At 67.2% G+C, this 23,580-nt stretch carries 20 protein-coding genes; 5 read left to right on the top strand and 15 right to left on the bottom strand.

Annotated elements, in window-relative coordinates; translation table 11 throughout:
- Positions 1-10: 10 nt before the first annotated feature.
- The gene (locus FM125_RS05565) at positions 11-1,597 is read right to left on the bottom strand and encodes a cytochrome ubiquinol oxidase subunit I (protein ID WP_087133909.1); all 1,587 of its coding nucleotides are present in this window, start codon (positions 1,595-1,597) and stop codon (positions 11-13) included.
- Between the two features lie 209 nt (positions 1,598-1,806).
- Here FM125_RS05565 and FM125_RS05560 point away from each other — a divergent pair, with 209 nt between their 5' ends.
- The 3 genes from FM125_RS05560 to FM125_RS05550 all read left to right on the top strand — a co-directional run bounded on the left by FM125_RS05560 (position 1,807) and on the right by FM125_RS05550 (position 6,927).
- The gene (locus tag FM125_RS05560) at positions 1,807-2,829 is read left to right on the top strand and encodes a 3-oxoacyl-ACP synthase III (protein WP_087133908.1); all 1,023 of its coding nucleotides are present in this window, start codon (positions 1,807-1,809) and stop codon (positions 2,827-2,829) included.
- Between the two features lie 61 nt (positions 2,830-2,890).
- Entirely contained in the window at positions 2,891-5,863 is a 2,973-nt protein-coding gene (locus FM125_RS05555; protein WP_087133923.1) for an alpha/beta fold hydrolase, read from the top strand.
- Entirely contained in the window at positions 5,863-6,927 is a 1,065-nt protein-coding gene (locus FM125_RS05550; RefSeq protein WP_067188610.1) for an NAD-dependent epimerase/dehydratase family protein, read from the top strand. The genes FM125_RS05555 and FM125_RS05550 overlap by 1 nt, the downstream gene beginning before the upstream one ends.
- On the opposite strand, the gene FM125_RS05545 is transcribed toward FM125_RS05550, so the two are convergent.
- Positions 6,912-7,940 (bottom strand): helix-turn-helix transcriptional regulator, encoded by a 1,029-nt coding sequence (locus FM125_RS05545; protein WP_087133907.1) that lies wholly within the window; start codon positions 7,938-7,940, stop codon positions 6,912-6,914. The genes FM125_RS05550 and FM125_RS05545 overlap by 16 nt on opposite strands.
- Before the next feature lie 87 nt (positions 7,941-8,027).
- On the opposite strand from FM125_RS05545, the gene FM125_RS05540 reads away from it, so the two are divergent.
- Positions 8,028-8,393 carry a VOC family protein gene (locus FM125_RS05540; protein WP_067188612.1) on the top strand — a complete coding sequence of 122 codons (366 nt, stop codon included), beginning with the start codon at positions 8,028-8,030 and terminating at the stop codon, positions 8,391-8,393.
- Between the two features lie 53 nt (positions 8,394-8,446).
- On the opposite strand, the gene FM125_RS05535 is transcribed toward FM125_RS05540, so the two are convergent.
- On the bottom strand, positions 8,447-8,854 hold the full coding sequence (locus FM125_RS05535) for a hypothetical protein (RefSeq protein WP_143745234.1): 408 nt from the start codon (positions 8,852-8,854) through the stop codon (positions 8,447-8,449).
- A gap of 51 nt (positions 8,855-8,905) precedes the next feature.
- Positions 8,906-11,011 carry a DNA gyrase/topoisomerase IV subunit B gene (locus tag FM125_RS05530; protein WP_087133906.1) on the bottom strand — a complete coding sequence of 702 codons (2,106 nt, stop codon included), beginning with the start codon at positions 11,009-11,011 and terminating at the stop codon, positions 8,906-8,908.
- 232 nt (positions 11,012-11,243) lie between these two features.
- Here FM125_RS05530 and FM125_RS05525 point away from each other — a divergent pair, with 232 nt between their 5' ends.
- The gene (locus FM125_RS05525; RefSeq protein WP_087133905.1) at positions 11,244-11,447 is read left to right on the top strand and encodes a DUF7455 domain-containing protein; all 204 of its coding nucleotides are present in this window, start codon (positions 11,244-11,246) and stop codon (positions 11,445-11,447) included.
- A gap of 136 nt (positions 11,448-11,583) precedes the next feature.
- Here FM125_RS05525 and FM125_RS05520 read toward each other — a convergent pair whose 3' ends face one another.
- The 11 genes from FM125_RS05520 to FM125_RS05480 all read right to left on the bottom strand — a co-directional run bounded on the left by FM125_RS05520 (position 11,584) and on the right by FM125_RS05480 (position 23,253).
- Positions 11,584-12,768, bottom strand: coding sequence for an ABC transporter permease (locus tag FM125_RS05520; RefSeq protein WP_087133904.1), 1,185 nt, complete (start codon positions 12,766-12,768; stop codon positions 11,584-11,586).
- Positions 12,765-13,655: an ABC transporter ATP-binding protein gene (locus FM125_RS05515; RefSeq protein ID WP_087133903.1), complete on the bottom strand. Its 891-nt coding sequence runs from the start codon at positions 13,653-13,655 to the stop codon at positions 12,765-12,767. Before FM125_RS05515 ends, FM125_RS05520 begins: the two co-directional genes overlap by 4 nt.
- Before the next feature lie 150 nt (positions 13,656-13,805).
- Entirely contained in the window at positions 13,806-13,952 is a 147-nt protein-coding gene (locus tag FM125_RS11965; protein WP_180525391.1) for a daptide-type RiPP, read from the bottom strand.
- A gap of 44 nt (positions 13,953-13,996) precedes the next feature.
- The gene (locus tag FM125_RS05510; protein ID WP_087133902.1) at positions 13,997-15,058 is read right to left on the bottom strand and encodes an iron-containing alcohol dehydrogenase; all 1,062 of its coding nucleotides are present in this window, start codon (positions 15,056-15,058) and stop codon (positions 13,997-13,999) included.
- A complete protein-coding gene (locus FM125_RS05505; protein ID WP_281251969.1) occupies positions 15,051-16,241 on the bottom strand; it encodes an aminotransferase class III-fold pyridoxal phosphate-dependent enzyme in 1,191 nt (396 codons plus the stop codon). Before FM125_RS05505 ends, FM125_RS05510 begins: the two co-directional genes overlap by 8 nt.
- Positions 16,242-16,279: 38 nt before the next feature.
- Entirely contained in the window at positions 16,280-16,945 is a 666-nt protein-coding gene (locus FM125_RS05500; protein WP_180525385.1) for a class I SAM-dependent methyltransferase, read from the bottom strand.
- A 34-nt stretch (positions 16,946-16,979) separates the two neighbouring features.
- Positions 16,980-18,044: a quinone oxidoreductase family protein gene (locus FM125_RS05495; protein ID WP_087133900.1), complete on the bottom strand. Its 1,065-nt coding sequence runs from the start codon at positions 18,042-18,044 to the stop codon at positions 16,980-16,982.
- A gap of 8 nt (positions 18,045-18,052) precedes the next feature.
- A complete protein-coding gene (locus FM125_RS12460) occupies positions 18,053-18,928 on the bottom strand; it encodes a YcaO-like family protein (protein ID WP_425435791.1) in 876 nt (291 codons plus the stop codon).
- A 166-nt stretch (positions 18,929-19,094) separates the two neighbouring features.
- Entirely contained in the window at positions 19,095-21,500 is a 2,406-nt protein-coding gene (locus tag FM125_RS11960) for a class III lanthionine synthetase LanKC N-terminal domain-containing protein (protein WP_180525380.1), read from the bottom strand.
- Positions 21,501-21,502: 2 nt separating this feature from the next.
- Entirely contained in the window at positions 21,503-22,927 is a 1,425-nt protein-coding gene (locus FM125_RS05485; RefSeq protein ID WP_087133899.1) for a zinc metalloprotease, read from the bottom strand.
- 146 nt (positions 22,928-23,073) lie between these two features.
- Positions 23,074-23,253, bottom strand: a complete 180-nt coding sequence (locus FM125_RS05480) for a hypothetical protein (protein ID WP_087133898.1) — start codon at positions 23,251-23,253, stop codon at positions 23,074-23,076.
- Between the last annotated feature and the right edge of the window lie 327 nt (positions 23,254-23,580).

Below are 23,580 nucleotides of genomic sequence, written 5' to 3'. Positions count from 1 at the left end.
CGATCGCGGGTCAGTAGGCGAAGGCGAGGACGTCGTCCTCGTCGTGGTCGTGGTCGGCGGGGTCCGCGTGCTCGTGTGCGGTGAGCTCCGGCATGCCGGCGGGCACACCGCCGCGCACATAGCGGGCCAGCAGGACGACCTCGACCACGAGCAGCGTGCCGTAGAGCAGGGCGAAGACGATCAGGGACACGAGGATCTCGAACCCGTCGACGCCCGGGGACACCGCCGCGGCGGTGAACATGAACACCTGGTCGCCGGCGGGCAGGGCGGGGTTCGGGGCCACGACGAACGGTTGGCGGCCCATCTCGGTGAACACCCAGCCGGCCATGTTCGCTCCGAAGGAGCCTCCGATGGACAGCACGGCCACGCGCATCCAGTTCCGGCTGGCTGGCACCGTCCCCTTGCGCGTCATCCACAGGGCGCAGGCGGCCGCGAGCGCTGCGAGGCCGCCGAAGGTGATCATCAGACGGAAGCCCCAGTAGGTGACCTCCATGAGCGGCTGGTAGTCGATCTGCATGCCGGCGCGCTCGCCGTACATGGGGTCGTCCGGCAGGTGGGTGCCGTACTTCTGCTCGTACTCGGGGATGAGGGTGGTGACCCCCTTCACCGGGGTCGTGAAGTCCTCATAGGCGAGGTAGGACAGCAGGCCCGGGATCTCGACCACTCCGACGACGTCGTCGCAGGTGGTGGCGCCCGAGCGGTTGGAGAGGTCGGCGAAGGAGAAGACGGAGAATGCGGTGCCGTCGTGGCAGGCCGCCTCCGCGGAGGCCATCTTCAGCGGCTGGTTCTCGATCATCTGCTGAGCCTGCGCGTGGCCGGTGAAGGCGGTGCCGACGAACCCGATGATCGCGACCACGGCGCCGATCCGCAGGGAGCGGAGCCAGACGGTGTGGTCCTGGCGGTCACGGGCGGCCGAGCCGGTCTCTCCCACCACCACACGGCCGTCCGCGTCCACGGTGTCGATGCCGTCGGCACGTCGTCGCCACAGGTGGTACCAGGAGATGCCGAGCAGAAAGCCCCCGCCGACGGCGTAGGCGCCCATGAGGGTGTGCGGGAAGTGGGTCAGCAGGATCGGGTTGGTCAGCACCGCGCCGATGTCGTCCAGCACCGGGCGTCCGTCCACGACCCGGTATCCCACCGGATGCTGCATGAAGGCGTTGGCCGCCATGATGAAGAACGCGGAGAAGTGGGCGCCGATCACGGCCAGCCAGAGTGCGGCGAGGTGGACGGCCTTCGGCAGCGTCTTCCAGCCGAAGATCCAGGCGCCCAGGAACACGGACTCCAGGAAGAACGCGATGAGCGCCTCCATGGCCAGCGGGGCGCCGAACACGTCGCCCACGAAGCGGGAGTACTCGGACCAGGCCATCCCGAACTGGAACTCCTGCACGATGCCCGTGGCCACACCCATGATGAAGTTGATGAGGAAGAGCTTTCCCCAGAACTTCGTCATGCGCAGATACGCCTCCTTTCCGGTGGCGAACCAGGCGGTCTGCAGGACCGCCACGAGCAGGCCGAGGCCGATCGTGAGCGGGACCATGAGGAAGTGGTAGACGGTCGTGATGCCGAACTGCCAGCGGGCGAGTTCCAGGGGATCCATACTGTGAGACTCCAGCGCAGAGACGTGATTCCACGGTGTGGGACGTTCTCAGGATACCCCTGGGCCATCACCGGTCAGGCATGTGTCGAGTGGCTCCGATCACCCTCCTGAGGTCCTCGGTCCCCCCGGGGGATAGACTCGTTCTCCGGCCTGCCCGCTCGGCGGGCCGAGCAGACGTGCCCCGAGCAGATTGGCCCAGGTAACCGAACGTGTCCGGCAACGCCAGCTTCGAGTACTCCCGCGCCGCCCTCCTGGCGGTGACCGAGGTCGAGGCCCCGAACGAGCTCACCTCCGATGAGCTGGACGTCCGTCTGGACGACGTCCTCAAGCGCCTCAAGCTGCCCAAGGGGCTGCTGCAGCGCGTGGCCGGCGTCCGCGCCCGCCGCAACTGGGACAGGCCGGGCGACTTCCAGGAGGCCGCCGCCCGCGCCGGCACCGCCGCCCTCGAGGCCGCGGGGGTGCGCCCGGACCAGGTCGGCCTGATCGTCAACACCTCGGTCACCCGCGCCACCCTCGAGCCGTCCGTGGCCGTCGGCGTCCACCACATGATGGGCCTGCCGACCTCCGCGGTGAACTTCGACATCACCAACGCCTGCCTCGGCTTCGTCAACGGCATCATGCTGGCCTCCTCCCTCGTGGACGCCGGCCAGGTCGACTACGCCGTGGTCGTGGCCGGAGAGGACGCCCTCAAGGTCCAGGACGCCACCGTGGAGAACCTGCACTCCCCGCAGACCAACCGCGGCAACTTCATGGAGCAGTTCGCCTCCCTCACCCTCGGTTCGGGCGCCGCCGGCGCGGTGATCGGCTCCGCCGAGGAGCACCCGGAGAGCCATCGCATCGTCCGCGGCGTCACCCGCGCCGGTTCCGAGCACCACCTGCTCTGCGTGGGCGACCACAACGGCATGTACACCGATTCCACCGGCCTGCTCGACGGCGGCCTCGAGCTCGTCATGGACGCCTGGAACGACGCGCCCGCCGACTGGGGCTGGAAGGACGCGGACCGGTTCATCACCCACCAGGTCTCCCAGCTGCACACCAACGCGATCGCGGAGGCCGCCGGCCTGGACCTCGACCGCGTCCCCACCACCTTCCCGACGCTCGGCAACATCGGCCCGGCGTCCCTGCCCATCACCCTCGTCCGCGAGCAGGACACCCTCGAGCGCGGGGACAAGGTCCTCTGCCTCGGCGTCGGCTCCGGACTGAACACCGCCATGCTCGAGATCCAGTGGTGAGAAGGAGGACCACGCCGTGAGCATCCCCGCAGCCGCAGCGACCATCCCCCCGATCGACAGGATGCCCGGGTGGGACCCGCAGTGGTCCCGCCTGCTCACGGTCCAGTCCCCCGCGGACCCGGCCGGCACCGTCCGCACCTTCCACATCGCAGACACCGGCCCGGCCCTGGCCGCGATGGGCGTGGAGGTGCACGGCACCATCCTCGCCGTCCACGGCAACCCGACCTGGTCCTACCTGTGGCGCTCGCTCATGCGCGCCACCGTGGACCAGGCCCGCGCCGGCGGCACCGCCTGGCGCGTGATCGCCCCGGACCAGCTGGACATGGGCTTCTCCGAGCGCCTTCCCCACGCGCAGATGCCCCGCCCGGAGACGATGGGCACCGCCGGCTCGGACTACCGCGGCCTCGCCGCCCGCCTGGACGACCTCACCGCGATCACCGACGCCCTGGAGCTGCCCGGCCTCGTGGCCGCCGGCCACCGCCTCGTGACGATCGGCCACGACTGGGGCGGCGTCGTCTCCCTGGGCTGGGCCGGCCGCCACGCCGAGCTGCTGTCCGGTGTGATGACGCTGAACACCGCCGTCCACCAGCCGGAGGGCGCCCCCATCCCGGTGCCGCTGCAGGCCGCCCTCGCCGGCCCCCTGCTGGCCAACTCGACCGTGGCCACGGACGCGTTCGTCTCCGTCACCACGTCCCTGGCCAGCCCGCAGCTGTCCCGCGCGGTGCGCGCCGCCTATCACCTGCCGTACACCTCTGCGGACCGCCGCGGCGGCGTGGGCGGCTTCGTGGCGGACATCCCCGCCACCGCCGAGCACGGCTCCCACCCCGCGCTGCAGGAGGTCTCCGCAGGCGTGTCCGCCCTGGGCGCCGCCGACGTTCCCGCCCTGATCCTGTGGGGCGCAGACGACCCCGTCTTCCTCGACCGCTACCTCGACGACCTGCGCGACCGCCTTCCGGCCGCCCGTGTGCACCGCTACGAGGAGGCCGGCCACCTGCTCATCGAGGACCGGGACCTGACCGGACCCGTCCTCACGTGGCTGGAGCTGCTGGACACCGGCATGCTCTCCTCCCCGGGATCGGGCCTGCCCGTGTCCCTGCCGGAGCCCGAGCTGCGCTACGAGGCGCACCCGTCCACCACGTCCCTGCACCTGGAGGACCTCGAGTCCCACGTCTCAGCCGGTGAGGAGGACGACGACGGCACCGCGCCCTCCGGCCAGGACGTCCCCGCCGCCCCGGTGCAGCCCACCTCCCCGTCCTCCGGACGCCGTCGCCTGTGGGACCAGCTGGAGGAATGGGGCGCCCCGGAGGCCTACAACCGCGACGCCACCGCCCTGGTGGACATGACCGGCGCCGCCAGCTCCCGAGCGATCGTGCGCCGGAAGCGCCGCCCCGTGGCCGTGAGCTGGGGCGAGCTGCAGGAGATGGTCTCGGCGATCGCCACCGGCCTGTGGGCCGCGGGGGTCCGTCCGGGGGACCGCGTCTCCATGCTCGTGCCGCCGGGCCGGGACCTCACCGCCGCCCTCTACGCCGTGCTGCGCCTGGGCGCCGTGGCCGTCGTCGCGGACCAGGGCCTGGGCATCAAGGGCATGACCCGGGCCATGAAGTCCGCCCGCCCGAAGTGGATCATCGGTCAGACCCCCGGCCTCACCCTCGCCCGGGCGCAGTCCTGGCCGGGCACCCGCTTCTCCGTGGCCACGCTGGGGGCCGCCCAGCGCTCCCTGCTCAACGTGGAGGACAGCCTCTACGCCATGGTGGAGCGCCACCGCGACCCGCACCGCGTCGGCCCCGTGGACGAGCAGGGCCAGATCCTGCCGGTCCCCGAGGAGCACCAGGAGGCCGCCGTCCTGTTCACCTCCGGCTCCACCGGTCCGGCCAAGGGCGTCGTCTACACCCACGGCCGCCTGGGCCACCTGGTGCGGCGCATTCGCCGCACGCTCGGCATCGAGCCGGGCTCGTCCCTGCTCGCCGGGTTCGCGCCGTTCGCGCTGCTGGGCCCTGCCCTGGGCGCCACCTCCGTGTCCCCGGACATGGACGTCACCAAGCCGGCCACGCTGACGGCCCGCGGCCTCGCCGAAGCCGCAGAGGCAGGCCAGTCCACCGTGCTGTTCGCCTCCCCCGCCGCACTGCGCAACGTCGTGGCCACGGCCGACGAGCTGGACGAGGCCGGGCACGCCGTCCTCGACCGGATCCGTCTGGTCCTCTCCGCCGGGGCCCCCGTCCCGCCGTCCCTGATGCGCCAGGTGACCGCGCTCGTTCCGAACGCGCAGGTCCACTCCCCCTACGGCATGACCGAGGGCCTGCTGCTCACGGACATCGACGCGGACACCGTCCAGGAGCTCGTGCACGCCAAGGACGCCGGCGTGTGCGTCGGCACCCCCATCGAGACCGTGGAGGTCGCGATCGCCCCGCTGCTGGAGGACGGTTCCGCGGAGGAGGTCATCCTGGACCGCGAGTCCGGCTGGGGCGTGCTGGGCGAGGTCGTCGTCTCGGCGCCGCATCTGAAGGAGCGCTACGACGCCCTCTGGTACACGGACCAGCAGTCCAAGCGGGACAGCCTGTTCGGCGGCGGCGGGCGCGTGTGGCACCGCACCAACGACGTCGGCCACGTCGACGCCGAGGGGCGCCTCTGGATCGAGGGCCGTCTGCAGCACGTCATGTCCACCCCTCACGGCCCGGTCGCACCGGTGGGCCCGGAGGCCGCCATCGACGCCCTCGGCCCGGTCGACCGCTGCGCGGTCGTCGGCGTGGGCCCCGCCGGCACCCAGGCGCTGGTGGTCTGCGTGGAGGCGGCGAAGCCTGCGACCCGTCCGGAGAAGCGTGCCGGTCACCTGCGGGACGGCCGCCCGAAGCCGGGTCTGGCCCCCGCCGAGCTTGCGACCCAGGTCCGTGCGGCCGTGGCGCCGTTGGCCGTCTCCGCCGTCCTCGTCACGGAGGCCATCCCCACGGACATCCGACACAACTCCAAGATCGACCGTGCCCGCATGGCCCGGTGGGCCGAGCACGTGCTGGCCGGCGGAAAGGTGGGCCGTCCCTGATGTCACGCATGGGATTCGAGGTCGAGCTCGACGCGCTGGGCACTCCTCAGGTCTTCGAGCAGCCCGAGGCGCACCGCGTCCTCGTCACCGGCGCCTCCGGCATCCTGGGCCAGGGCGTGGCGCGGGCGCTGCTCGCCTCCGGCTCCGAGGTCGTCACCCTCCAGCGCCGCCCCTCCGGCGTCGAGGGCGCCGAGGACGTCCGCGGCTCCGTGGCGGACCCCGAGGCGGTCGCCCGCGCCATGGACGGTGTGGACACGGTCGTGCACGTGGCCGCCAAGGTCTCGGTGTCCGGCCGCGAGGAGGAGTTCGAGCTCGTCAACGTCGCCGGCACCCAGTACGTGGTGGAGGCCGCCAGGGACGCCGGCGTCAGCCGCATGGTGCACATCTCCTCACCGTCCGTGGCGCACGCCGGCAGCTCGATCGTCGGTGAGGGGGCCGGCCCGGCCGACCCGGCCGCCGCGCGGGGACCCTATGCCCGCACCAAGGCCGCCGGCGAGCTGATCGCGCTGTCCGCCGACTCGCCGTCCTTCCACGTGCTCGCCCTGCGCCCGCACCTGATGTGGGGTCCCGGAGACATGCAGCTGACCGACCGCATCGTGCAGCGGGCCCGCGCCGGCCGCATGCCGGTGCTCGGCTCCGGCGCCGCCCTCGTCGACACCCTCTACACCTGGAACGCCGTCGAGGCCGTCCTGGCCGCCGTAACCGCCGCGGACCACACGCACGGCGAGTCCCTCGTGGTCACCAACGGGGAGCCGCGCCCGGTGGGCGAGCTCATCACCCGCATCGCCATGGCCGGCGGTGCCGCCCCGCCCCGCCTGCGCCTGCCCGCGGGCGTGGCCCGCCGCGCCGGCGCCCTCGTCGAGCGCGCGTGGGAGCGGAACCTCTTCGGCATGCGCCGTGCCACCGCCGACGGCGAACCGCCGCTCACCGAGTTCCTCGCCGAGCAGCTGTCCACCTCCCACTGGTTCGACCAGCGCCGGACCCGCGAGGTCCTGGACTGGCGTCCCCGGGTGAGCATCGACGAGGGCCTCGAACGCGTCGCCGAGCACTACGCCGAGCGCTGAGTCTCCGCGCCGGGCCGTCCCGGCCGCGTCCTACCGCCGGCGCTGGGCCGCGGGTCGGTCACGCCGCCGGCGTGTGCCTGCACGATCTGCGCGGCGATCTCACGGAAGCGCTCGATCGCCCCGGGAGGACTGAGGAGGCGGATGTGGTCGCCGAACTGGAGCAGCTGACGCACCGATTCCACATCCGAATAGTGGACGGTGATCGGGGTCCAGCCTTCCTCCGGGACACCCGCGGCGACCAGCCGGGTTCCGAGGATCCGCCGCGCCAGGTCCAGACGGGTCGAGCGCAGCATCGCCTGCACCTCGACGCCGGGGGTCGGTGAGAGTCCGGTGACCAGCTCGTGCCAGACCGATCGCAGATCGCTGCCGGGGCGCAGCACCGCGTCGTCCGTGAGGGCCTCGTACCGGTCGATGCGGCCGGCATGGAACATGCGGGGCGCGCCGCCGACGTCGGCCACGAGGTACCACGCGCCAGCCTTGTTCGCGAGGCCGTACGGATCCGCGGTGAGCCAGGTCCCGTCGGCCTGACCGCTGCGGCGGTAACGCAGGCGGATGCGTCGTCGCCGGCGCGCGGCGGTGAGAAGATCGCTCAGGTCTTGCTCCTGCCCCACGGTGAACCACCCGGTGGGGTCGATGAGCAGGACCTCGGACAGCGGTGTCGTCTCGGGCGCCCGTCCCCGGAGGGCCACGGCCGTCAGTTTCTCCTGGGCACTCACCTGGTGCGCCTTGAGTCCGATCTGGTTCAGCAGCTCGGCATCCGGGCCGGCCGCGGTCAGCACCTGCAGTTCGCCCGGATCGAGGCGTGCCACGTCCAGCCGTGCCCGGCGGTCCAGCACGATCGCTCCGCCGCGGCCCTGTTCCGTGTGGATGGGCACACCCGCGGCCGACAGTGCCACAACGTCCCGGAGGATGGTGCGCGAGGACACCTCGAGGCGACGGGCCAGTTCGGCGCTCGTCATCCGCTCATGTGTCTGCAGGAGCAACAGGATCGACAGCAGCCGGGAGGACCTCATAGGCCGATCCTGCCAGAAGCATGACAGCAGATGTCATGTTTCCCTGCTCGAATGGTGGCTCCTGAACCACCGATCCGAGGAGCCACCATGACGGCACCCAACCTGTTCCTGAACTACGTGAGCGACGCCGAGCGGTCCACCGCCTTCTACAGCGACCTGTTCGAGATCGAACCGACCTTCACCAGCCCCCGCTATGTCGCCTTCGAGGTGGCCCCGGGAGTGCTGTTCGCCATCTGGACCGGCCGCAGCGAGAACGCGGTCGCCGGCACGCCTCGGACGAGCGAGGTCGGACTCATGGTCCCCGGCCCGGCGTCGGCCGTCGACGAGGTGTACCGGCGGTGGGCCGCCAAGGGCGTGCGGGTGGTCGAAGGGCCCTACGACGAGGTGTTCGGCCGCACCTTCGTGATCGCCGACCCCGACGGCAACCTCATCCGGGTCAGCCCCGTCGACTGACCGGCGGCCGGAGGCTGAGGCGCCGCGTTCCCGTCACGGGGCGGCGCCCGGCCTCACCGGTCGGCGGGCGAGTCGAGCAGCACTGCACGGTAGCTCCGGTGGAAGAGGACGCCGACGACGGTGCCCAGCGCCACGGCCGCCGCGACCTGTAACGTCCCGCCCGGCAGTCCCGCGATCAGAGCCGGTCCGATGGCCGCCCCGAACGCCAGGGCGAGCGCGGCCGCGGCGGGCACCGTGTCCTGGGACGCCGAACCGCCGGCCGCCCGGAGCTCGCTGAACCGCCGCTGCACGGGGAGCAGGGCCACGACGGCGACGACCATCGCCACCACCATGCCCGCCAGGGCGGGCCAGTCCCCCACCAGCGCGCGGAGGCCGGCGCTCGTCAACGCGACGCCGACGCACACGGAGGCGACCGTCAATCGTCTGAGCACGGAAGGCTCTGTCACGGCGGCGAAGCTCATGTCCCCCACCCGAGGGGCCCCACCGGCCGCCGGGTCCACCGCACCGCGTCCTCAGGCATCGATGCGCTCGGCGTCCAGCTCGTCCGCGTTGGAGACGATGAACTCCTTGCGCGGTGCCACGGAGGAGCCCATGAGCAGGTCGAAGACCTTCTCCGCGGCCTCGAACTCGCTGATGCGCACGCGGCGCAGCATGCGGTGGCGCGGGTCCATGGTGGTCTCCGCCAGCTGGTCCGCGTCCATCTCGCCCAGGCCCTTGTAGCGCTGGATCGGCTCCTTGTAGCTGCGGCCCTCCGACTCGAGGCGGGCCAGCAGCTGCGCCAGCTCCTTCTCGGAGTACGTGTAGACGACCTCGCGCTCCTTCGTGCCGCGGGCCACGACCTCCACGCGATGCAGCGGCGGGACGGCGGCGTAGACGCGGCCTGCCTCCACCAGCGGCCGCATGTAGCGGAAGAACAGGGTGAGCAGCAGGGTACGGATGTGGGCGCCGTCCACGTCCGCATCGGTCATGAGGATGACCTTGCCGTAGCGGGCGGCGTCCAGGTCGAAGGAGCGGCCGGCGCCGCCGCCGACCACCTGGATCAGCGCGGAGCATTCGGCGTTGGAGAGCATGTCCCCCACCGAGGCCTTCTGGACGTTGAGGATCTTGCCGCGGATCGGCAGCAGCGCCTGGAAGTCCGAGGAGCGGGCCAGCTTCGCGGTGCCCAGCGCCGAGTCGCCCTCCACGATGAACAGCTCGGAGGAGGTGACGTCGTTGGTGCGGCAGTCGGCCAGCTTCGACGGCATGGAGGAGGACTCGAGCGCGTTCTTGCGGCGCTGGTTCTCCTTGTGGGTGCGGGCCGCGATGCGGGACTTCATCTCCGCCACGACCTTCTCCAGCACCGCGGCGGACTGCTGCCTCTGGGTTCGGGCGCCGGACTTCAGCAGGGCTGCGAGCTCCTTGGAGACCACGTTGCTGACGATGCGGCGCACGGCCGGGGTGCCGAGCACCTCCTTCGTCTGGCCCTCGAACTGCGGCTCGGCCAGGCGCACGGTGAGCACCGCGGTGAGGCCGGCGAGGACGTCGTCCTTCTCCAGCTTGTCGGTGCCGGCCTTGAGCTTGCGGGCGTTCGCGGCGACCTGGTCGCGGAAGGTCTTCAGAAGCGCTGCCTCGAAGCCGGACTGGTGGGTGCCGCCCTTGGGGGTGGCGATGATGTTCACGAAGGAGCGGAACGTGGTCTCGTAGCCCACGTCCCAGCGCAGGGCCACGTCCACCTCGCAGGTGCGATCCACGTCCTTCATCTGGGTGCGGCCGTCCGCGCCCAGCACGGGGACGCGCTCGGAGAACGTGCCGGAGCCCTGCAGGCGCCACACATCTGTGACGGGCGAGGCCGGGGTGAGGTGCTCGGCGAACTCGGCGATGCCGCCGTCGTACTGGAAGACCTCCTCATGCGGGCCCTGTTCCCCCGGCGTGCCCTTGAGCCGGCGCAGGTCCCGCACCGTGATGCGCAGGCCCGGGATCAGGTAGGCGGTCTGGCGGGCGCGGGCCTGCAGCTCCTCCACGGAGAAGCGGGCGTCCGGAGTGAACACCTGTTCGTCCGCCCAGTAGCGGACCCGGGTGCCGGTGACACCGCGCTTGGCCCTGCCGACGACCTCGAGCGGGGTGACCTCGGTGCTCTCGGCGAACGGCGCCTCCGGGCTCGGGCGGGAGCCGTCCTGGAAGGTGCCCGGCACTCCGCGGCGGAAGGACATGCGATGCACCTTGCCGCCGCGCGAGACGTGGACGTCCAGGCGGGAGGACAGCGCGTTCACCACCGAGGCGCCCACGCCGTGCAGGCCGCCGGAGGCCGCGTAGGAGCCGCCGCCGAACTTGCCGCCGGCGTGCAGCTTGGTGAAGACGACCTCCACGCCGGACAGGCCGGTGCGGGGCTCGACGTCCACGGGGATGCCGCGGCCGGAATCCTCGACCTCCACCGAACCGTCCGGGTGCAGCGTGATCTCGATCGAGGAGCCGTAGCCGGCCAGGGCTTCGTCCACCGAGTTGTCGATGATCTCCCACAGGCAGTGCATCAGGCCGCGGGAGTCGGTGGAGCCGATGTACATGCCGGGGCGCTTGCGCACGGCCTCGAGCCCCTCCAACACGGAGAGGTGGCGGGCGTTGTACTCGGATCTGGCGGGCACGGGGCGGGCCTTTCGGTGGGCAACGAAGCCTGTCCAGCCTACTGTGCGCCCCGGACGGTGCAGGCGAGGCTGGGGCGCGTCCACCCGACAGGCGCGTACGCGGGTGGCGAAACCGGCCGCGGCACCGGGACCGAACGGGAAGGTCCCTGCCATCCTTGCTGTTCCATGGGATGACACGCAGGGTGAGGCCTCACTGGCCCGCCCCGCATCCGACAGACCCGAGGAGGAACCCATGTCCGTCAGCGCCCTGGCCGAGCCGGCCGCCCTGTCCCGTTCCGACCGTTGCGACCGCTGCGGCGCCCAGGCCTATGTGCGCGCCGTCCTGACCGGCGGCGGTGAGCTGCTCTTCTGCGGCCACCACGCCCGCGCCGTCGAGGAGGCCCTCCGCCCGCAGACCAGCCTGTGGCAGGACGAGACTCAGCGGCTGCACGACTGACCACCGCCGTCGACTCGATCATGAGAAGGCCCGGGCCGCATGGCCGGGGCCTTCTCATCTCGAGCGAGAGCTACCTCAGGTGCTCCCGCCGGGCTTCGGGTCACCGAATCGCCACCGCACAGAATGGTGGGGGCTATCAGCGTTTGGAACCGCCCAGCGCCGCGAGCCAGCTGACCCGCGTTCCCGTCTGCATAACGCTTCTCCGATACATCCGGTCACCCAGCACCAACGTGATGGCGCAGAACAGGATGCCGAGGCCCAGGGCGAGGAGTCCCTCCCAGAGTTCGGCCGAGCCGGTGAACATGCGGCCAGGCATCAGCACAGAGCTGAACAGGGGAACGAAGGACATGATCTCCGTCCACTCCTTGTCGAGGATCATGGGAGCGAAAAGCACCAACGCCAAGCCTAGCGTCAGCGGCAACGAGGTCGCCTGGAGATCTTCCGTGCGCGATGCGACCGCTCCGACAGCTGCCCAGATGCACGCAAGGCCCAGGAATCCGACGATGAAGAACGGCACGAACCAAAGGAGCGCGGTGGTGAGATCCGTTCCTTCGATACTGATGTCCATCAGGCGCATGCCCAGGACTGTCGCCCCGGCGAAGAGCGTGATCTGAAGGAAAGCAAGCAGGGACGTCGCCAGGATCTTGCCGAGGAGCAATGACCGCAAAGACATGCTGGCTGCGAGGATCTCCACGATGCGCGACTCCTTCTCCGCCACGACGCTCTGCGCGATCGACGTGCCGAACAGGATGACGGCCATGTAGAACACCAGACCGAAGATCAGCGGGAGAGCGGATGCCCAGACGCCGTTCTCACCCTGGGCCCCCACCTCGACGATCTCCGGGTCAGCGTCCGCGGTCAGTGCCGCGAGGTCCACACCGGCCGCTTCCGCATTCTGGGCGACCACCGAGTCCGAGACCCCTGCCCGGAGAGCGTTCAACGCGTTGGTGTTTTCCCCTGCTGACCGTGTGATGATCTCCCACGCGTCCCCGGTCCGGACCAAGCCGAAGTCGAGTTCCTCGGCCTCGACTCCCCCTCGTACGCCTGCTGCATCGCCGATGTCAACGGTCTCGAACGACGGGTCACCGCCAGCATCGGCAGCCTCGACGATCTGCACGGCGGAGGACTCTGTTACACCGACGCGCAGCATCTCGCTCTCTCGGTTGCCGTTGAAGGCCATCAGGCCCAAGAACGCTCCGATCAGCAGAAGCATGGTGGCGGTGGAGAGGAGGAAGGTCTTATCCGTGATGCGTACGAAGAACTCCCGCCGCATCACGGTCCACCACGCAGGGACAGACGGACGTCGCGGTGCTGCGGTCATGACACGACCTCCTGGTAGATCTCGGACAGCGTCGGGACGACGCGGGAGAACTCGACAATCACGTCCTTCTGAACCCCGTCCCGCATGAGTCGGTGCGCGGCGCCGGGGTCATGCGTTTCGAAGATGGCGATGTCGTGGTCGCCACTCTGCACATGTTCGATCACCTGGACGCCGTCGATCCGACCCGGCCAATCAGTCGGCCGAAGCACCGCGCGATACCGGAGCGGTCGTCCCCGGGTGAGGGATTCGAGATCACCAGCAGCCTTCACTTCTCCTCCGGACAGCGCGACCATCTCATCACAGAGTCGGTCGACCATGTCGAGCTGATGGGAACTAAACAGCACGGGGACCCCTTGCCGCGTCACATCTCGGAGAACCTCCGACATGTCATCGATCGCCTTCGGGTCGAGGCCGGAGAACGGCTCGTCCAGCACGAGGCAATTGGGCTGGGACATGATCGAAGCAATGATCTGCACCCGTTGCTGATTTCCGAGAGACAGCGACTCCAAAAGGTCCTTGCGCCGATCACCCAGCCCGAATCGGTCGAGGTAGTCGCGGGCGTCTTTCACGGCTCGACGGCGGGGTACGCCTTTCAGCTCGGCAAGGTATGCGAGCTGGCCTTCCAGATTCTGTTTGGGGTACAGACCACGCTCTTCCGGCATATAACCGATCTGAGCGCGCTGGTCACGGGTGATCGGTTCGCCGTCAAAGAGGACTTCGCCTCGATCAGGCTCCATGATCCCCATGATCATCCGCATAGTTGTGGTCTTTCCAGCTCCGTTTGAACCAAGGAAACCCACCATGGCGCCGGATGGCACATCAAACGTGACATCGCGGATCGCGACGTAGTCACCGAAGGTTTTTCGCAATCCTCGTACCGCTAACATCTGGCGCTCATCTCCCTGCCTCCTGTTCCATTCGGCCGAATTCCACCCGTGTGTTTACGAGAAACGGCCCGCGAGGCCAACGCGGAGCCCCATTTTTACACAGAAGACGCCCGCCCGGCTCACCGGGCGGGCGGCTTCTGAACACCACCGTCAGGTGATGGTCACGCCCACCGACACAGCGGTCGCGGAAACGATAGCCGAGACGGTGCCGTCATCGATCGGCGCGTCCATCTCCTCGAGCTCCTGGGCGTCCACCTCAGTGGCCTCCAGGTTCTCCTTGATCTCGCGGTTCTCCATTCTCGTTCACCTCCTCTGCAAAGAATCGCACGTCCGGCCCTCACTCAGCGGTGATAAGCCTCTATCAAACAAGACCGTTCGCCAGAGTCAAGAGAGAGCAACGCGCCCCATCGAGATTCCGTCAACGCCGGGATCTTTTTGACACCGTCAGGGTATCGATCCCCAAGATCGAAGGTCAAGCGCAGCGTGTCCCTCATTCGGGTTACGAACTGGTGAACATTTGTGTTAAGACCGAGAGAGAGCGCGATCCCACACCAGCGTTCCCGCATCAGCTCCTCACCTGAAGCCTCGATCACGTGGGCCCATCGGAGCCATGCGTCGTAGATCGCTTCGACCTTGGCGACCTCCGGGTACAGTTCCTGGACTGTCCTGCCCAAGTACCAGGGTCGTCCGATGAAACGAGAGCCACCTGCAAAGACTCCCGGCGAATGCAACCACGCACCCACGGAAGCCACGCCGGCCAGCGCGTGAGGTCTGCTGTCCGGTGACTCCCACTCTCGCCGTCGGATCGCGTCCAGAAGCAGCCGTGCCATGGCGAGCAATTGCCGATCAGAGTCGGTTAGTCGGGACTCGATCATCGGACCGAGAAGCCGGAAGAGCACCTCGCCGAGACCGAGTTCCACGGCTCGGACGTCGAGGTGACGAACCAAGTCGAGATCGACGCGCCCCCACACGGGTTTCAGGAGCCGAGACTGGACCAGCGTCAACCGTCCCCCCGGCAGGCGTGCGGACACCTTGTCCGAGGCCTCTGCCCCGGTACCCAGAGTCGTCGCGTTGGCGAAGACAGGAATCATAGGCCTGCCCCGGGGTGATGGCTCGACGAGGAGGTACGGTGGCGCATCAGCGTCCCACAGGCGGCGAAGATCCAGATGAGAGCTGGCCACAAGCGCAGCCAGCTTCACCGTGTCGATGACGGCACCTCCGCCGACGGCATGGAAGGAGGCCGGGTCACGCCGCGCCAGGCCCGCCACCTCATCGATGTCGTTTCCTCGCGCGGTGACCACCTCGGCTGCTGAGCCAGCAAACCGTCGGCGAACCTGATCCGTCGTGACGACGCCGGATTCGACGAGGCCTGCGTCAACGACGACGAGGGGGGCGTCAGCCATCTGCACACACTCGATGGAGTTCTTCCTTCAGTGTCTCCGCCGCGTCGGCCCATTGTTGATGGGAGAGAACGAACGGGGGTGCAAGTTGAATCGAATGCAGTCCTGCGTGCACCACCAAACCGGCCGAGCGTAAACGCTCTCCCACTGCGAGACCGTCGAAATCCTCGGTACCGGTGATCGTGTAGAACATGCCTTCGCCCCGAACCTGAAGGCCCATCGAGGGCGCGCTCACCTTGTCGAGAAACTGCTCCATGGATCGCGTCTCGGGCAGCTGAGCATCAGCGGTGACCATCCCGAACCGCTCCTCGAATTCGTCCAGAACCGCGTTCATCGCCGCGCAGGCCCACAGCGACCCAGCCTGCGTCTCGCCGTGCGGAAAGATCGCCCCCTGCGCGGCAAAGACATCCGCTACCTCAGAGCCGACCAGGATGGCAGACGCAGCTTGAGTTCCGTTGGTCAGGGCTTTGGAGAGCACGACCAGGTCTGCGGACTCCCGCCACCGAGCACTTCGGAACATCACCCCTGTCCGGCCGAATCCCGTTGCCACCTCGTCAGCTATTACCAGGAACCCATGACGTCGGCGGGCCTCGAAGATCTCCTGCAGAACAGCATCGTCCATCGGCCGAGTGCCGGTGCCCTGGAGTGGCTCGATGAACACGGCGCTGATCCGGGTCCCATGACTGTCCAGGATCTGTCGGACACGATCCGAGTCATCCACGGGGACCTTCACGAACTCGTGCGGGGCAGTGAGCATCTCGCCCTGGAGCAGATCCTCTCCGGAGAGACCCATAGCGCCGAGGGTCTGACCGTGATAGCTACCTTCGAACGAGACCACGACTGGCCTATCGGAGCGGCCCAGACGTCGACGATGCAGCCGGGAGAGCTTGATCACCGCATCATTGGCGGCACTGCCCGAAGTGGCGAACAGCACCTTCCCGTAGGTCCCACGTGGCCACAGGTGCACAAGGCGTTCGGCCACCTCTTCTGCCGCCACAGAGGATCGACGAAAGACGCCACCGTAGGATCCCACAGTCATCGCGGCCATGACCGCCTCGCCGACGCGTGCATTACGGTAGCCCAGCGGCACATTCCATAGGCCGGAGTTCAGGTCCAGGGCCGAAACCCCGTCCGCGAACCGCACCGTGCACCCTGACTCAGATTCAACGGTCCACCGCGGTTGCACTGGAGAGGAACCCCGAACGCCTGCCCACAGGAATGACGTCACCGCTTGACTCCCTTCACGAGAATGTGCTCTTCCACACCGGCCAGCGGAACGACCTGATCGATCACGAAACCGGCACCAGCAATCTCCGCGAGGATCGTATCGACGCTCGCGTCGTAGACGAGCGAGCGACACGTCGACGAACGGTCCTCACTCTGCAGGATCGAGACGGTGGTTCCGGGCGTATCGCCCCGTTCTGCCGAGAACCAGTAACGCCGGCCCGACCCTCCGGTCACCGGCACGGGGCGCGGGGGGATGGAGCGGGGTGCGTAGGTCATCACAAGACGACCCCCTCGCTCCAGCGACCGGTGTGCCCCACTCAGCACGCGCGCGCGGTCCCTAGAACTGAAGTGGCTGATCGTCGACGTCCCGAGAACGTAGGCGCTGGCATGAACATCCTCCGGCAGTGCGGTGATGTCAGCGACTCTCGAGTCCAGTTGAGGGTGCTGGGAAGCGTCGCTCAATCGGTCCTCAAGCAACTGGATCATGCGGGGGCTCACGTCAAGCGCCAAGACACGAATCGGGAGCGAGGTGAGAAGCGGAAGAGTGAGGCGTCCCGATCCGCATCCGGCATCGATGACGACGCTCGCCTCCGGGAGGTCTGTGAGGGCAGCAAGAATGGCGTCGATCTCGCTGGAGTCGTTCCGCGTGACGTCGTCGTACATGTCAGCGCATGTGCCCTGATACATCGGTGGCCCTTCAATAGGAGTACACGGGACGGGCGGTTGCAGGAGCGACGCCGAACGAGCGGTCGAGGAAGTCCGTCACCGACGCGTCATCGTAGACCTGGACCGGCGGCATCTCGATCGTACCCGTGGTGAACGCCGACAATGCATGGTCCAGATCCTCGGCGACACCGATGGCGTTCACCTCAATGCGCGCGTTGCGAACCATGGCCGGCGCAAAGACATCCGGCAGACGCGGAGCCGCGTCTCCGAAGAGTGCCTGGCCCGCAAACCCACAGGTCACGTAGGTGCCGTATTCCTTCATGCACCCCATGCTGGTCGGCGCGTAGGTGTCGATGAACGGGTCGATCACAGCGTCGAACGACGGTGCGGACCCACTGGCCGCTTGCTCAGCGAGTTCGTTCAGGGTCGTCCACTGCATCCGTTCGTTCAGCTTGCCCCACCGATCCTCCCCACGTGACGTCACGACGACGGAGGCGCCAGACAACGCAGCGAACTGCGCGGCGAATCGCGAAGTGTGGGAGTTGCCTCCCGTCACCAGGATCCTGCGTCCTGGCCCCGCGGCTGCTCTGCGGGCCAGGGAGGCACCCGTCTGTGCCCCCAGGGTGAACGCGGCCGCCTGGTCGCGATCCATACCGACCGGTATCTCGACGACCCGGTGGGACTTCATCACGAGGTACCGTCGAGACGCGGTGTTCGTCGAGACTCCCTGGGGCATGGGAGCGTCGGCGATGTAGTCGTTGCGTCCCATCACGTCCATGCCATCGAACGCGGGGTCAACGTCGTCCCCCACTCGCACGACAGTGCCGGCGAACTCGCTCCCGAGAGGCCACCAGGTCACCTTCTGCCGCTGCGTGAGCTGGGCGGTCGTGTTGAGGGATATCGCGCGATCGCGATAGCTGATGGAGAAATGGCTGACTGCGACGACCACCTCATCCTCGGCGGGCATCGGAGGTTCGTCACTGACGGACACGACGCCGCAACGAATCGTGCTGCCATCGATGTCGATGTCGTGAACCTTGCGTGCGCCAGTCACGGGCCGGTCCGGGGGCAGAAGGACGATCTGCGATCGGCTCATACAGTCCTCTATACCAGTAGATGGGGCGGCGAGAAAGTGACCCGCTCATCGTCTTGCTCGATTCCGAATCGGGCGAGACGACGGGGAGACCACGACGACGGCGGAGACTCGTTCCACCGGAAGGACTGGACCGCGGTACTGGACACACGGACGGCCGTCCACCCGAGATCGCGGATTCGGTGAGGCAACAAATGAGTCAGATCCGCGACTGACGGCGAAACTCCAGAAAGGTCGAGTCGAGGATCCATCAGGGGACCGGGGTCGATGTCATCCAGGTCGTCAACGGGAGGACCGGGCAATGGGATGAAGCGATCCGTGAACTCCTTTGCAGCTCGTAGCCCCTCTACGCTGGCGAGAAGACGGAGGCGTTCACGGTCCGGGTCTGCGCTGGAGCCTTCCGCATTGCCGTGCAGTGATACGGCGCGGGAGACCTGTACAGCTTCGCGGATCGAGTCTGCAACGGCGCGGGATGCCCGGTCGGACTCACCTAGCCCACATCCGAGGGTCAACGGGGTCTCATTCATCACGAGCGTCACCGATGCCCAGCGGCCGTCCGTGACCGGCACCAACCCGACGCGGATGAGCCGGCCCGAGTCATTCCAGGCAGCGTGGTCGCGGACTGCCTCCGGCAGCGTCTGCAACCACAACCGCCGCGGGACGAAGTAGGCGGGCGTCAACCCGAGGAGAACCATGAAGTACGCGTCTCGCTCGATCAGTTCCCGCCAGCCCCGCTCCACAGCCGCATCACGGTCCAGCCCGCTGGCACACCCGCTGGGATCGACTGCCGTCAGATCGGGAGCGCCAGCGCTACCCGCCGTCTCATTTCCGGAGGTTTCTGACTGAGCCCAGGCGTACCGCTCGACGGTCTCACCTGCCGCCCGCATCAGGGCTTCCCCTCGCGTGAACCCCGTACCGCCCACGGTGCTCGGAAGGTCGTCATTGGCCAACTCGAGCGACACTTCCCACAGTGGGTAGGCATCGTCAGGTGCCCAGATCCGTCCGAGGCGAACGAGACCCTCCGCGGGATCCAACGGCGGACCGTAAGGTGTCTCACGCCCCAATGCTGAACCACTCCTTCCAAAAGCTGCCCCCGAGCGACAAGCCCGCCACCAGTCCTGCGAGACCGGAGTAGAGACTGTATGAGGCTCGTGTGTCAGCGCTCCGACTGAACGGCGCGTCACCGCTGTAAAGACAGGCACATCGTTGCCACGACTCGGTCTCCGCAGAGAGCCGAGCCCAAGACGCGTTGCCGACGAGCGTGTCGGCGGCGATGAAAGTTCCCCCCGTCCCGGCAAGGCCGATGGCATGATGCCGCAGTGTTCCCCACGCGCTCGGCTCCGGAAGTCGCCCGCCCAGCTGCGCGAACTCGTCGTCGTCGCGCGCGACCGCACGAAGCAGGGCCATTGTGCCGACGAAACCGGTCAGCCCCCCACGGTGAGCAGACTTCGGGTCCGCGACGATCCGCTCGGCGCTCGAACGCAGCAAAGCAAGGCCCTCCTGCCGTGTCCCCGTCTCGAAAATGTCGTCAGCAGCGATCAATGAGATCGCCGCGCCGGCCCGTCCTCCGAGGAGCGAGGCATCCCGGTCCCCGTGTTCCAGACGAAGCATGGTCTCGACGAGCTGTTCGACGAGGTTCTCGACCGGAGCTCCACCCTGACGTCCCACCTTGTTGCAGACCACCAAAGGGCCGGCGAGCCCGGATCGCAACGAGCGGTTGAACTCCTCTTTGCTCAGCCGCTGCGTGACTGCCGTTGCCCAACCGTCGACATCGAACGGGGCACCCATCAGAGCAGCCGCAAACGCGCTGCTCGTCGCCAAGCCGTTGAGCATCCGGCTGTCATCGCCTGCGGCGAGGTACTCTTCCCAGCCTGCGCTCTCCCACGGCCGCTCTCTCTCGGAGAACAACGCCGGGGATTCACCGATAACGTCCCCTTCCGAGGCCCCCAGCACGGCTCTGGCTCCAGTCACACCGTCCCAGAACGTCAGTTCCGGATCCTCGCCGTTGAATGCCTCCGGGATGCCCGCGGCCAAAGTGCGCGAGGCGAAGCCCTGCAACTCTTCTTCTTCTGACTCTGCACGAGCTGCCTCGGCAGTCCGGAGCACCTCATCAGCGTTCGCGACGGAAACGAGCCCGGCGCGGTCGTCCGACCCACCGTCGCGCCGATCACGACGATCGCCGATCTCCTGGAGAAGGTCGAAGGATCTCTGCAGACCCTCGGAGACACTGATGACGTCCCCCGCGACATCCCCCAGGAAACGCATAGCTGGTCCGGTGACCGGGGGCACGAACCCGAGGGCAAGCCACAACCGCATCGCCGCGAGCCCACCAAGATCCTTGTCCTTACCGGTAGCCTCCGGATCCGGAGTGAAGGTCCGAGTGGCAATCAGAGCGTTTGAGTTGCCGTCGTCGAGTCGCCGAACGCATTCCAGATCGATCAACGAGAGACCCGCGTCGTCGGAGAAGATGAAGTTCGCGGGTTGGACATCGTTCACTGCCCAGCCCTCATCCCAGATCCTTTCGAGAATCGCGTGGGCGGACTTCTCAACTTCATCGCACCAGAGCTGGAACGTGGTCTCGTCGAGGGCCACCCGCATGTCGTCCCGGGCCCGGAGCACCGTTGACCCGGGGACATACTCACGCACGAGGAAAAGGTGCCGCCTACCCCGGAAGAGGCCGTGAGCGCGCGGAACACCCTCGAGATGCTGAAGCGCTCGGTGGGCGGCGTACTCGTCACGCAAACGATCAACCGCGTCACGCAGCATCACGTCGAGACCGATCAGCGGACGTCCCTCTTTGACAACCACCGTGGCCCCGTCGTGGACACCGAGGTAGACGCCACCGCCGGTCGAGTACTGGAGGACCTTGTCCACGGTCAGGCCAGCTGCACCGATTTCTGTACCGCGGTCCTTCCGCGACTGCAACGCCGCGGTGTAAAACTCAGCGGGCTTCACGCCGTCCGGCAATGAGGGCCTCACACTGCGATGGTCGGGAACACGGCGACCATCCATGAGTTCGAAGGCGTGGATCTGGAATCCGTGCTCATCGGCTGTGTACATCTCAAGGAAGGCACCGTACCGAGCGAACAACGGGACAGTTTCGCTGACCCGGAGACTTGTGAGGATCTCCGGCCCGTCAAGACCTGCCAAACGATCCTCGAGCTCGTCGATGAGCTCCCGGCAAGTGTCTTCAGAGCCGGCATAGATGGCGCACGATTTGCCGGCAGTAAGTCGACTTTCCCCCTTGGCAATCTTCTGGAAAGCCAGTTCCCGATCCGCAACGATCTTGAAAGGGATGGTTCGTGCGACACACGCCTGCGTGACCTCCCGGAGCACCCACTCGTAGTCGCGCGGGAGAAAGCTGATGTGCAGTTTCCAACCTTGTCGATGACGGATGCCCTCGAGTGGCTCGTAGTAGACGTACTTGCCGATCCGGCGGCTCTTCCATGAGTTGATCATTGCTAGTTCCTTCCCAGAACCGAGTCCACCAGGAAGCGCCACAACGGCACGTCGTCACGGTGGTAAGAGAGCAGTCCGTCATCGACGCCCACGGGCGCACTCAATGTACTCAACTCAGCGCAGACGGCGTCTTCTGTTGCGTCGAATCCAGAGATATAGAAAAAGGTGTAGTCCAGTCTTGCCACTGAACAGTCCCGAACACTACTCGGATCGACCGAGCCTGTTGCGACCGTCTGCCGCAAGATGCCTCGGTTCTCCAGATTGACCGTTTCCGGAAGGCCATGCTCCTTAATGGATGGATGGAAAGCCACTGTCGCCGTCTCATTATTCTCCACGTCCGACCGAAACATACCGCTTCCCGTCCGGGGGACTGGGACCATCAAGAGGCCCACAACAGCCATGACCACGCACACAACGAAGATCGTCTTCTGGATAACCGTGGCCCTATAGTGCACCATAATCGCGTAGGTGCGCGCAAGCGCGTTCCACACCATTACCGCGACCAGCAGGAGCAGAAGAGCCAGCAGAATACCGCCGACTATACCCAAGGCGGCGAAGATCCCGAAGAAGCGGACGACAGCGACCGCGATGATGAGAGGAGGTGTGATGAGGGATGCAACGCCGAAGAGGAACTTCGACGACTGAGCATCCGGCAGCGATTCTCCGGTGACAATGGCGCGAGCGAGGCCCTGTGTCGCCAGTGTCGTCGAGGACTGGTGGAGGAAGGGCTTGTCCAGGATCGATATAAGGACGAGGTATCCGTCAAATTTAACGAACGGGATCAAGTTGATCAGGCCAGTGAGGACAACCAAGAGTCCATACAGATCGAAAACCTGTCGCGCTGCACCGTCCATGATTAACGCCACGAGCAACGCCGCACCGCCCAAACCAAGATGGCAGATGACCCCAGCAGCACAAACTGCCACCCTCTCTCGTCGGGGCAGAAGCCACACCGGGCTGACATCGCAGAATCCCGCGGGTGCCAGGAGGAAAAGCATGATGCCAGCCCGGCGTGGCCCTCGTCCGTACCTCCGAAGCGTGAGAGCGTGGGCGAACTCGTGGATAAAGGTGGTGAGGAAGATGCCGGGGATGAGCAGGACGAAGAAGACGTAGCTGACGGGTGTCTGCAACGACTCCCACGGGTTGTCACGGAACGCAAATGAGCACAAACCCGCGATGAAAAGACCCAGCGCCACGGGAAACACGACCCGTGGATCGAAGAGGCGACTCAGTCGGCGGAACCATTCAGGGTTATCCGCGCTGCGCACGAGATCGTACTGGATCTTGGCCAGGCTGATGACGCGTAGACGAGGACCGAGGTCCGGCGAGAGCTCTTCGACTCGCCCCTCGGGCTTCACCCCGATTCGCTCTGCAACGGAGAGCATCTCGTCCGTGGCGCCTCGATCACCCAACAGATACTCGCCCATACGAGGACTCAAGCGGATGAATGACCCCGAATCGAGTTCAGCAATGTAACCATCGGCTACGGGATTGCCATGGATAACGAATGCGAGGCTTTCTTCTCGCTGTGGCGCCGTCATGACACCTGCTCTATCAACGGGTGGTCCGGGCGTCAGCGGAGAGAGTCATCCCCACGATCAGGGCGGCGGCGGAAAGCGGTGATGAGGAGCACGGCACCACCCGCACCCGCAGCACCAGCGAGAGCCTTCCAACCGATTTCGTCGAAAGTGACGAAGAGGTAGACCGCAGCCGCGATCAGAGCCAGACCAAGAACAGCGCGAATGACGGACATGAGTGACCTTTCCTGTACCTCTCCAGAAGGGAAGTACTGACTAGAACGGGGTGCTGATGACGTGCCACACCCTAGACCGTCACGTTGACGGTTTCATGATGATAGACCCATGCGGCCTGCGCGTGGTGCAACTTCTGATGAAGTCGACGTGAATACGTGAACCCCGCGACGCACCGGCATTGAAGTGTCTGACTTCACTGTTGTGGGTCACGAGGTGCTGGACAGTGTGAGCAGCCCGCGCAGCCGGTTCGAGGTCGCGGTGATCTGCGTGGCGAGGTCGTCGTCGAAACCGGCGAGCATGGCCAGCTCGGCGATCTGTTCCTCATC

The organism is Micrococcus lylae, from assembly GCF_900163825.1.
Classification (GTDB): Bacteria; Actinomycetota; Actinomycetes; order Actinomycetales; family Micrococcaceae; genus Micrococcus; species Micrococcus lylae.
Note: the sequence above shows the minus strand (reverse complement) of the source record. Positions and strands in the feature narration are given on the sequence as shown.